The 8,611-nt window shown below is 71.2% G+C and carries 10 protein-coding genes; 3 read left to right on the top strand and 7 right to left on the bottom strand.

The features are described 5' to 3' along the window. From OO60_RS43345 to hppD, 4 genes are all read right to left on the bottom strand, one after another. Positions 1-2,320 (bottom strand): WXG100 family type VII secretion target (locus tag OO60_RS43345; RefSeq protein WP_483294834.1); only part of this gene is annotated, 2,320 nt, incomplete at its 3' end. Continuing rightward, complete coding sequence (locus OO60_RS43340; RefSeq protein WP_003090701.1) at positions 2,320-2,628, bottom strand: type VII secretion target; 309 nt, start codon at positions 2,626-2,628, stop codon at positions 2,320-2,322. The genes OO60_RS43345 and OO60_RS43340, both read right to left, overlap by 1 nt. Positions 2,629-2,639: 11 nt before the next feature. Beyond that, on the bottom strand, positions 2,640-3,197 hold the full coding sequence (locus OO60_RS43335; protein WP_209441430.1) for a YbaB/EbfC family nucleoid-associated protein: 558 nt from the start codon (positions 3,195-3,197) through the stop codon (positions 2,640-2,642). 119 nt (positions 3,198-3,316) lie between these two features. Beyond that, entirely contained in the window at positions 3,317-4,516 is a 1,200-nt protein-coding gene (gene hppD / locus OO60_RS43330) for a 4-hydroxyphenylpyruvate dioxygenase (RefSeq protein ID WP_003080299.1), read from the bottom strand. A gap of 109 nt (positions 4,517-4,625) precedes the next feature. Here hppD and OO60_RS43325 point away from each other — a divergent pair, with 109 nt between their 5' ends. Next, positions 4,626-5,099, top strand: coding sequence for an Lrp/AsnC family transcriptional regulator (locus OO60_RS43325; protein ID WP_003080298.1), 474 nt, complete (start codon positions 4,626-4,628; stop codon positions 5,097-5,099). Between the two features lie 111 nt (positions 5,100-5,210). Here OO60_RS43325 and OO60_RS43320 read toward each other — a convergent pair whose 3' ends face one another. From OO60_RS43320 to OO60_RS43310, 3 genes are all read right to left on the bottom strand, one after another. Beyond that, positions 5,211-6,023, bottom strand: a complete 813-nt coding sequence (locus OO60_RS43320; protein WP_003080295.1) for an MBL fold metallo-hydrolase — start codon at positions 6,021-6,023, stop codon at positions 5,211-5,213. 45 nt (positions 6,024-6,068) lie between these two features. Then, positions 6,069-6,572: a transcription elongation factor GreA gene (gene greA, locus OO60_RS43315; protein WP_033263569.1), complete on the bottom strand. Its 504-nt coding sequence runs from the start codon at positions 6,570-6,572 to the stop codon at positions 6,069-6,071. Positions 6,573-6,767: 195 nt separating this feature from the next. Further along, a complete protein-coding gene (locus OO60_RS43310; protein WP_003080288.1) occupies positions 6,768-7,211 on the bottom strand; it encodes a DUF4307 domain-containing protein in 444 nt (147 codons plus the stop codon). Positions 7,212-7,345: 134 nt separating this feature from the next. On the opposite strand from OO60_RS43310, the gene mca reads away from it, so the two are divergent. Further along, the gene (gene mca, locus OO60_RS43305) at positions 7,346-8,263 is read left to right on the top strand and encodes a mycothiol conjugate amidase Mca (protein ID WP_003080283.1); all 918 of its coding nucleotides are present in this window, start codon (positions 7,346-7,348) and stop codon (positions 8,261-8,263) included. Then, the gene (locus OO60_RS43300; RefSeq protein ID WP_003080280.1) at positions 8,260-8,592 is read left to right on the top strand and encodes a hypothetical protein; all 333 of its coding nucleotides are present in this window, start codon (positions 8,260-8,262) and stop codon (positions 8,590-8,592) included. Before mca ends, OO60_RS43300 begins: the two co-directional genes overlap by 4 nt. Positions 8,593-8,611 lie beyond the last annotated feature (19 nt).

Here is an 8,611-nt window from a genome sequence, read left to right as displayed (position 1 = left end):
CGCCGTCGGGGGTGTGGGCGGGGGTGTCGGGGCCGCCGTGGGTGCCGGGGGTTTCGGAGGTGCCGTGGCGGCCGGGGCCGGAGTTGCCTGGTCGGGTGTCGGGGCCGGGGCTGCCTGGGCGGCCGGGTCCGGAGTTGCCTGGCCGGGTGTCGGGGCCGGGGCTGCCCGGGCGGGTGCCCGGACCGCCGGGGGTGTCCGGGCCGTGGGTGCCGGGGCGGCCGGGGCCGGAGCTGCCTGGCCGGGTGTCGGGGCCGGGGCTGCCTGGGCGGTTGCCGGGGCCGTGGGTGCCGGGGGCCGGGCTGCCTGGACGGGTGTCCGGGCCGTGGGTGCCGGGACCGAACCCGCGGGCCGCGGGGGCGGGGGTTTCGGGCGTGCGGGGGCGTCCGCCGGGGAGGTCGCCGCCGGTGCGGGGGCGGGCCGGGGTGTCGGCGTGCGGGGTGGTGGCGCCGGGGCTGCCCGAGGTGCCGGTCCAGCCGCCGCCTCCGCCGCCGGGGCGCGGGGAACCGCCGCCGGGACCACCGCCGGGTGCGCCACCACCGGCGGGCGGCATGCCACCCATCGCCGGCTGGCCACCTTGCGGCGGAACGCCATCCCCGCCCCCGCGCGGCGACGGCACGGAAGTACCGGGCTCACCGGTCCGCGGAGCGGTGGGAGCGGTCCCGCTGGCCGAGGTGGAACCATCGACCCGCGGCGGCGCGGCACTGCTCGGGGTATCGGTCCCGGAGTGCGCCGCGGGCGACGACCCGGAGTGCGCGGGAACGCCCCCATCGGCATGACCGGGCGCCCCGGAGTGCGTGGGCGCGGGCGCGGTGTCGCCACCATGCGACGGCGCAGCACCCCCGCCCCTGGCGGGGGACGGGCTGCTGTCGCCAACGTGCGACGGTGCGCTGTCCCCGCCCCGGGTGGGCGCGGGGCCGCTGTCGCCAACGTGCGAGGGCGAGCGGGTCGGCACGGAGCCGGTGTCGCTCGAATGCGACGGTGCGCTGGGCGCAGGGCTGCTGTCGCCAACGTGCGAGGGCGAGGAGCTCGGCGCTGAGCCACTGTCGCCGACATGCGACGGTGAGCTGTCTCCGCCGCGGGTGGGCGCGGGGCTGCTGTCGCCAACGTGCGACGGCGAGCTTTCCCCCGTGTGAGCGGTCGAGCTGTCCCCGGACCGGCCCGCCGAAGAACCACCGTCCCCCGACCGGGAGCCCGGCCCACCGCCATCACCCGAGCGAACGGCCGAAGGACTCCCGTCCGGCGACCCATCACCCTCGTGCGACGGCGCGCCCTCCCCATCACCCGTGCGCGACGGCGCACCATCCTCGCCATCAGCGCGAGAGGACGACCCGTCCCGCCGAGAACCCCCGTCCGGCGCCGAATCCGGCGAATCCCCGCCCGGCGAATCCCCCTCCGGATGTCCCCCTTCCCCCGATTCCCCGGCTGCCCCGTGAGCGCGCGCGTGAACCCCGCCGCCCTCCTTCGGGATCTTCCGGACGAAGCCGCCTTCCTTCACCTTCAGCCCGTCCAGGCCGCTGACCTTCCCCAGCACCTTCCCGAAGACCTTCGCGATCTTCTCGAACAGGTCCACCAGCTTCGACAGCAGCGGCGACACTTTCCGGATCGTGTCGGTCAGCTTCTTGAGCAGCTCCCCGATCTTCTTGCCCCACTTGGCGATCGCCGCGGTCGCCTGCGCCACCACCACCGGGGTGCCGAAGCCGAGGCTGAAGACCTCCTCCATCACCCACGCGATCAGCTTGCCGACGAGGTCCGCGATCAGCTGCCGCACGGTCTCCCGCACGAACGACACGACCTGGCCCATGATCATCGTCACCGTGCTGATCGCGCCGGCCACCGTTGCCGCGCCCGACAACGCGTCCGAGTGCTCGGCCGCGAAGGCGCGGTACGCGTCGGCGCCCGCGCCCGTCCAGCCCGTCGTGCCGTTCTTGACCGCGTTGTCGAAGTCCGTCTTGCGCTCGCCGAGGGCCTTCGAGACGTTGCCCCAGGTGTCCGCATAGGACTGGATCACCGGCGGGTTGCCCGCCACCGAGTCCAGCATGTCCTTCAGCGGCTGCACGTGCTCCATCAGGAACGACGCCACCGACGACATCAGGTACCCGAACGGGTCGATCGCCGCCCCGGCGACCTCGCCGGCCAGCGACAGCACGCCGAGGCCGCCGGAGACCCAGTCGCCGTCCTTGATGCCGTTGAACGCGTCCATCGACGACTCGGCGATGCCGATGCCGCCCGCCCAGCCGTAGTCGCCGTTGCCCGCCGTGAACGCGCCCGGTCCGTCCGGGTCCTTCTTGGCGTCGGCGACGAGCGGGTTCCCCTCCGGCATCAGGCACCGTCCACGGACTTGTTCAGGTCGTCGGCGACGCCGCTTTCGTACTTGCGGTAGGCCGCCGCGGCCTCGCGCACCTTGCCGGAAACGGCCGTCATCGCCGTCACGGCGTCCTTGAGCGCGTCGATCCCGTACTGCTCCACCGGGTCGAGCAGCATCCGGAACGGCTGGCAGAGGATGCCGTACGCGTCGGTCGGCATGCTCACCTGGTTCGCCGCGTCGACGGCCTGCTGCAGCCCGTCACCGATGGCGTCGAGCTGCTTCGCGTGCGCCGTCAGGTCGGTGCTGAGTTCCACATCCGTCATCGGTTTCCCCCTCAGGAAAGAATCGGTCCGCCGAAGTCGTCGTCATCGTCGTCGACCGGACGGCGGCGCCGCGGCGGCTGCGGCGGGGCAGGCGGCGCGGGAGGCGCGGGAGGCACCGGCGGGGTCCGCGGCTCCTCGGTGTCCTCCGGCAGGAACCGGCGGACGCGGTCGGGCTCCGGGAACGCCGGCTCGGGCTCGGGCGGCGGCGCCGGGAACGTGCTCTGCGCCTCGCGGACGATCTCGGCCGCGGCCTGGTCGCCGGTGCCGGTCGTCTCGGTCATGGCCTGCTGCAGCAGTTCCGGGATCCGCGCCTGCGCCCGCTGCACCAGCCGCATGACCTCCGCCGACACCTCGGCCATCCGCTTCCCGGCCGCGGTTTCGGCGATGACGAGGTTCTTCAGCAGCCCGCGCGAGTCGATCGTCACCTGGACCGTGCCGTCCTTCGACCGCTCGGTGACCGTCTGGCCCTGCATGCGATCGGCCAGCGCCTGGTACCGGGTGGCGTTCTCCTCGAGCCGCTTGGTCCAGTTGTCGATCAGCGCGTCGCTGGCGTCGATGCTGTCCGGCATCACGGTCCCCTTCCCTCCTCCACACAGACGGACCCGGGCCGCTGTCGGTTCCCCCGGACACGTCAAAGGCCACCATAGGGGACCAGCAGGTCTCCTACGGTGGCCTTCGCCGAGATGTGTCAGAGGTTGCCGCGGCGCTCCTGCTCGCGCTCGATCGCCTCGAACAGCGCCTTGAAGTTGCCCTTGCCGAAGCCGAGCGAGCCGTGCCGCTCGATCAGCTCGTAGAACACGGTCGGGCGGTCGCCGATCGGCTTGGTGAAGATCTGCAGCAGGTAGCCGTCCTCGTCGCGGTCGACCAGGATGCTGTGCTCCTTCAGCGTCTCGATCGGCACGCGGACGTTGCCGATCCGGGCGCGCAGCTCCGGGTCGTCGTAGTAGGAGTCCGGGGTGTCGAGGAACTCGACGCCGGCGGCGCGCATCGCCGTCACCGTGGCGATGATGTCGTTGGTGGCCAGCGCGATGTGCTGGCAGCCCGCGCCGTCGTAGAACTCGAGGTACTCGTCGATCTGCGACTTCTTCTTCGCCACGGCCGGCTCGTTCAGCGGGAACTTGACCCGGTGGTTGCCGTTCGAGACGACCTTGCTCATCAGCGCCGAGTACTCGGTCGCGATGTCGTCGCCGACGAACTCCGCCATGTTCACGAAGCCCATGACGCGGTGGTACCAGTCGACCCAGTAGTCCATCTTGCCGAGCTCGACGTTGCCGACGCAGTGGTCGACGGCCTGGAACAGCCGCTTCGGCGCGCCCTCGGGCCGCTTGACCGTGCTCTCGCGCGGCTCGTAGCCGGGCAGGTAGACGCCGGTGTAGCGCGACCGGTCGACCAGGGAGTGGCGGGTCTCGCCGTAGGTCGCGATCGCGGCGACGCGGACCGTGCCGTGCTCGTCGGAGACGTCGTGCGGCTCCTCGAGGATGGTCGCGCCCTGCGCGCGGGCGTGCTCGACGCACTTGTCGACGTCGGTGGTCTCCAGCGCCAGGTCGATGACGCCGTCGCCGTGCTTGCGGTGGTGGTCCAGCAGCGGCGAGTCCGGCTTCACGCCGCCGGTGATGACGAACCGGGCCGAGCCGGACTTCAGCACGTAGGACTTGCGCTCGAAGACGCCGGTCTCGGGACCGGAGTACGCGACGAGCTGCATCCCGAACGCGATCTGGTAGTACCAGGCGGTCTGGGTGGCGTTGCCGGCGATGAACACCACCGCGTCCATGGCCTTGACCGGGAACGGGTCGGTCGAGGCGTCGTGGTCGACGAGCCCGACCAGCTGACGCAGCTGGTCGTAGCTGACGTCGTCGAGGGCACCCTGGGGTTCGGCAGTCTGGGTCATACCCCGAAGGATCATCCCTGCGAGGCAAGATGCGCAATGGACTCTGTTTTCGCTGGACAATCTGACCGGTGTCTGCCCGCTACCGGCGGTCATCATGGACAATCTGTGCATGTCCGAGAACCTGGATGCGCTGGATGCGCGACTGCTCTTGCTGCTCACGGACTCGCCGCGCCTGGGGGTGCTGGAGTGCGCGCGCCGGCTGGGTGTCGCCCGCGGAACGGTCCAGGCGCGCCTCGACCGCCTGACCGAGCGCGGCATCCTCGGCGGCTTCCCGCCGGAGCTCGACCTGGCGGCGATGGGCTACGGCCTGACGGCGTTCGCGTGGCTGGAGATCGCCCAGGGCCGCCGGGCCGAGGTGACGGAAGCGCTTTCGGCGATCGACGAGGTCTGCGAGGTCCACGCGACGACCGGCCAGGGCGACCTGTTCGTCCGCATGGTGGCCAGGGGCAACGACGACCTGCAGCGGGTGATCGACGAGGTGGTCGGCGTCCCGGACGTCCTGCGCACATCGACGTCGATCGCGTTGTCGACGCCGGTGCCACCGCGGGTCCGCCCCCTCCTGGAGCGGACCGCGCGGGGCTGACCGCGCGGGGCTGAACGCTCAGGCGCCGGGTCGCCGGGAGGTCGCGAATGACTCATTCGGGACGCCGGACGTCCCGAATGAGTCATTCGCGGCATGCGGCCGCGGCCCAGCTCAGGCTTGGCCGGCGGCGTGGGCCAGGTAGCGCTTGGCCGAGCGCTGGACGACCTCGGAGCCGTCGGTCCGGACGATCGCGTCCCACCAAGCGCCGTAGATCGCCTCGAAGCGGTACCCCGCGAGCAGCTCCGCCGCGCGGCGGACGACGTGCGGGCGCTCGGGGATCAGGTTCGGGTAGCTGTACATGAAGCCGACGTGCGTCCGGTCCGGGATGACCTGGACGATGTCGCCGGTCAGCAGCGCGCCCTGCCCGGTTTCGCCGTCCGGCCAGTGCAGCACCGTGCCGCCGTCGAAGTGCACGCCCAGGTTGATCAGCCGCAGGTCGTCGGCGACGTCGAGGGTCGTGCCGGACCACAGCTTGACCGCCGGGTCGGGCCTGCCGATCCACTGCTGGTCGGCTTCGTGCAGGTAGACCGGCACGTCGAAGGCCCGCGCCCACTCGACCATCGTCGTGTAGTAGTGCGGGTGGCTGATCGCGATGCCGGTGATCCCGCCCAGGTCGCGCACCTGCCGGACGAGGGCGTCGTCGAGGTAGGCGGCGCAGTCCCAGAGGAAGTTGCCGGACCGCGCTCGCACCAGCAGCGCGCGTTCACCGATCGCGAACCCGGGGTTCGAGCCGACGCCGACGATGCCGGGGCCCTGTTCTTCGACCCGCGGGGTGTACGCGCCGCTCTCGCGCAGGGAAGCCAGGTTCGTCCACTGCTGCCCGGACTGCGGGACGTACTGGCGTTCGTCCTCGCAGATCGGGCAGTCGTCGCGGGCCACGGCGTACTGCATGCCGCAGGCCTGGCAGATCGGTTCGGTGCTCACGGTGCTGTCCTCCCAGAATGTGGATCCGGGAGGACACTAGCCGCGTTATTTCTCGTCGGTGTACGGAACCGCCTTGACGAGCGTCACCTTCTGGACCTTGCCGTTGGGCAGCTCGTACTCGCGCGACTCGCCCTCCTTGGCGCCGAGCAGGGCCTTGCCCAGCGGCGACTCCGGGGAGTACACGTCGAGCTCGCCCTCGGCGCCCTCTTCGCGGGTGGCGAGGAGGAACTTCTCGTCCTCGTCGTCACCCTCGTAACGGACGGTGAGCACCTTGCCGGGGCCGGCGGTGCCGTCGTTCGCCGGCGCTTCGCCGACCTTGGCCGAGCGCAGCAGCTCCTGCAGGTGCCGGATGCGCGCCTCGGCCTGGCCCTGTTCTTCGCGGGCGGCGTGGTAGCCGCCGTTCTCCTTGAGGTCGCCCTCTTCGCGGCTGTCGTTGATGCGCGCGGCGATGACCGGACGATTCTCGATCATTTCGTCGAGCTCGTGCTTGAGCCGGTCGTAGGCATCCTGGGTGAGCCAGGTCACCTTGGTGTCGCTCACGGTCACCATCTCCTCGTCGGGCCTGCCAGGCTTGCGTGTTCAAGCCGGCCCACGCGGGCGTAGGTGCCCGCGTGGCTGAGATAAAGGAAAAACACGGCCCGTCGCGGGCCGTGCTGAGGGCTCAGAGTATCACGGCGCGAGAGGTCGACGCCCGTTATTTCCCGGCGCCCTGGGCGTTGAGCGCGCGGTTCACCCCGTTGGCCGCTATGGGGTTGACAGATAGCGTGGTATGTCGTACGAGCAGCCGAAGACATCTGCCGTAACCGGTGCCCCGATGCTCTTGATCGTCGTGCTGATCCGGTTGTACTTCGCGCCGGCGGGGATCAGGAGCTCCTTGCGGCCGCTCTCGGCGCCGGTCTTGTCGCGGACGCGGACGACGCACACGCCCGGCCTGCTGTCGTCGTCCCGGGTGACGTTCAGGGTGATTTCCATCGCGTTGCCCGGTTTTCCGCTGAACGCGATGCGCTCGGCGTCGATCGGCGCCGAACCGAGGTTCACGTACGCGACCCACGCGATCAGGCCGCTGACCAGCAGGGCGATGGCCAGGAAGAGCCAGCGCCGCCAGCGCCGGGACGGCGTGGCGCGCGTGCTGCCGTACCGGTCCGCGAGCAGCGCGGGCGCTGCCGTTTCCGCCGGTCCGCCTGCCAACCCGGGCCTCCTGCTCGTTCTTGTCGTACCCGTCTGGACAATGGTGATGCGGGTACGACCCGAGTATCCGCCCGCTGGGTGGGCGGCCCGCAGGTGGGTCGCGGAATAAGGGCAGAAGGGGAGTCGTTCGGAGCATGGTGGACGCCGACGAGCAGAGGAACACCGCCAACCCGCGCCTGCGGATGATGGCCGTGCACGCGCACCCGGACGACGAGTCGAGCAAGGGTGCCGCGACGATGGCGCGCTACGCCGCCGAGGGCCACGAGGTGCTGGTCGTCACCTGCACCGGTGGCGAAGCCGGCAGCATCCTGAACCCGGCCATGGACCGGCCCGAGGTCCTGGCGAACATGACCGAGATCCGCCGTGAGGAGATGGCCCGCGCGGCCAAGATCCTCGGCGTGAGCCAGCGCTGGCTGGGCTTCGTCGACTCCGGCCTGCCGGAGGGCGACCCGCTGCCCCCGGTGCCCGAGGGGTCGTTCGCGGTCGTCCCGCTGGAGGAGTCCACCGAGGCGCTGGTGCGCGTGATCCGGGAGTTCCGCCCGCACGTGATCACCACCTACGACGAGAACGGCGGCTACCCGCACCCCGACCACATCCGCACCCACGAGGTGTCGATGGCGGCGTGGGACGCGGCGCCGGACCCGGAGCGCTTCCCCGACGCCGGCGAGCCGTGGCAGCCGCTGAAGCTGTACTACATGCACGGCTTCTCGCGGGCCCGGATGCTGGCCTTCGACTCGGCGCTGAAGGAGGCCGGGCTCGAGTCGCCGTACACCGAATGGCTGGCCAAGTGGGACCCGGACAAGGCCGATGTGATGGAGCGGGTGACGACCCGCGTCGAGTGCGGTGAATACTTCGAGGTGCGGGACGAGGCGCTGAAGGCGCACGCCACGCAGATCGACCCGACCAGCCGCTGGTTCGCCGTGCCACTGGAGATCCAGCGCGAGACCTGGCCGACCGAGGAGTACGAGCTGGTCAAGTCGCTGGTCGACAGCACGTTGCCGGAGGACGACCTGTTCGCCGGCATCGGCCTCGAGGAGAAGGTGAACACATGAGTCTGACGCTGCCGGCCGGCGTGGCGCTCCCGGTGACCGCGTCGGTCCTCGTCCTGACGCAGCAGCCGGGCAACGGCGACAACGGCGGGCAGGGGGAGGACTTCGGCAAGTCCTCCCCGGTCGGCTTCCTGGTGTTGATCCTGTTCCTCATCGCGGTGGCGTTCCTGGTCCGCTCGATGACGAAGCACCTCAAGCGCGTCCCGGCCAGCTTCGACGACCCGCCCGCGGAGGCCGCTCCCGAGCAGGCCGAGGCCCCGGACAAGCCCGAACCCGAGGCGGCCGAGAAGCCCGCAAAAGACTCCTCGACCACCTCCAAGGCCGACAGCTAACCCCTCGTGAGTGGTAAGG

This window comes from Amycolatopsis vancoresmycina, from assembly GCF_000716785.1.
Lineage (GTDB): Bacteria > Actinomycetota > Actinomycetes > Mycobacteriales > Pseudonocardiaceae > Amycolatopsis > Amycolatopsis vancoresmycina.
The sequence above is the reverse complement of the archived record's forward strand: the minus strand, read 5'-3'. Positions and strand labels throughout refer to the sequence as shown.

Bases quoted from the DNA above. Each gene is read 5' to 3' on its own strand.
- OO60_RS43340 (WP_003090701.1), bottom strand. From the start codon at position 2,628: ATGACGGATGTGGAACTCAGCACCGACCTGACGGCGCACGCGAAGCAG.
- OO60_RS43335 (WP_209441430.1), bottom strand. From the start codon at position 3,197: ATGCCGGACAGCATCGACGCCAGCGACGCGCTGATCGACAACTGGACC.
- hppD (WP_003080299.1), bottom strand. From the start codon at position 4,516: ATGACCCAGACTGCCGAACCCCAGGGTGCCCTCGACGACGTCAGCTAC.
- OO60_RS43325 (WP_003080298.1), top strand. From the start codon at position 4,626: ATGTCCGAGAACCTGGATGCGCTGGATGCGCGACTGCTCTTGCTGCTC.
- greA (WP_033263569.1), bottom strand. From the start codon at position 6,572: ATGGTGACCGTGAGCGACACCAAGGTGACCTGGCTCACCCAGGATGCC.
- mca (WP_003080283.1), top strand. From the start codon at position 7,346: ATGGTGGACGCCGACGAGCAGAGGAACACCGCCAACCCGCGCCTGCGG.
- OO60_RS43300 (WP_003080280.1), top strand. From the start codon at position 8,260: ATGAGTCTGACGCTGCCGGCCGGCGTGGCGCTCCCGGTGACCGCGTCG.